At 42.9% G+C, this 1,540-nt stretch carries 1 protein-coding gene; it reads left to right on the plus strand.

Annotation, left to right across the window (positions count from 1 at the left end):
- Positions 1-151: 151 nt before the first annotated feature.
- Positions 152-1,540, plus strand: a 1,389-nt coding sequence (locus CQA63_RS09255; protein WP_211305746.1) for a beta strand repeat-containing protein, incomplete at its 3' end; no start/stop codon positions are given.

The raw sequence follows: 1,540 nt of genomic DNA on the forward strand, positions 1-1,540 counted from the left end.
AGTAGTACGTCGGCAGCGTCACATGTGTACAACAGCCAAGACACAAACAACAAAAAAAAGATAAATTATTCCCCCCCCCCCCCCGCTGACGCCCCAAGATAAAGGCATATCGCTATCTGCAAATTTCACTTCATTTGCCTTTGTCTCCTTTGTGCCATTTTACTTACTGCTATGTGCTCCTCCCCAAGCAATAGCTCAAATCCAAAATTTCAATACCGTTTGCAATGCCCCTCAAACTCCCAATAATTGCAATGTAACCACTAACCACAATGTAACATACGCCAATACCACTGGAGCTGCACCTACCACACTTAGCATTCAAACCACTATCACAAGCAATGCCACCGGGCAAAACTCCGCACTCATTCGCAATACTGACACGACAAGCCCTTTAACTATCACCATAAATCAAGGGGTTAGCCTACAATCTACTACTGTTACATATATCCTCTCAGCACAAAGAAACACTACTACCACCGTAAATAATAGTGGCACTATGCAAAGAGTTGTGCAATCATTTGGGAATCTCACCTTCACTAATCAAGCTGGTGCAAATACAAATCGCATTGCCCATGCCATAGGTACTGCAAGTATCACCAATGATGGCACTTTTGGTTCAATAGACAATCAAGCTGCTGGCATAATAAGTAATTTAACTAACACTGGCACTGGCACTATCACTACCCTACAAACTAGAGCCGGCACCACTATCACAAATGCAAGCAATTCTGGGACTATCACTACCCTACCCAATGCTGGCACTATCACTACATTAAATAACAACAATGGGACTATCACTACCTTTAGCAGCTCTGGTAGCATTGGCACCCTAACCAACACTGGGAATAACGCAAGGATAAATACACTCAATACCTCTGGGACCATTACCACTCTAAACAACACTGCTACAATGACCACCACAAATAATACCGGCACGATTACTCAAGTGCAAAATTCTGGGACAATGACCACACTCACAAATAATGGCAGGAGAATTGAGCTCATAACCAACACTGGCACGATCTCAAATGGCACAACTGGCGTTAGCGGGCTACTTAATGCTGCTGGCACTATCCAGAATGGGAACTATAATTTTCGCGGAAGTGGCACTATCGGCACGCTAACCAACTCAGGCACTATCTCTTCGCGTTTTATTAATGGCACGGGCGGGGTTATTACAACTCTCACTAATGAGCAAAACGGGAATTTCTCTAATACGAATCAGAACGTTCAAGGTAATATAAACTTTGGACAGATTCAAAATCTTACCAATAATGGCACTTGGGCTGTGCTTGCTAATGGCGGAAGCTCTTCTGGGAGTGGTAGAATTACCAATCTCACAAACAATGGCACATGGACTACATTCTTAAATGAAGATATAGCTCAAAATGTTAATACCGTTACTACGCTAACCAATAATGGTACTTTTGCAACTATTAATAACCAAGGCGCCAAATCTCGCATAACCACCCTAAATAACCAAACTAGTGGCACCATTACTACCCTAAATAATGGCACAGGAGCGGTAATTACTACCCTA

The organism is Helicobacter marmotae (assembly GCF_003364255.1).
GTDB lineage: Bacteria > Campylobacterota > Campylobacteria > Campylobacterales > Helicobacteraceae > Helicobacter_C > Helicobacter_C marmotae.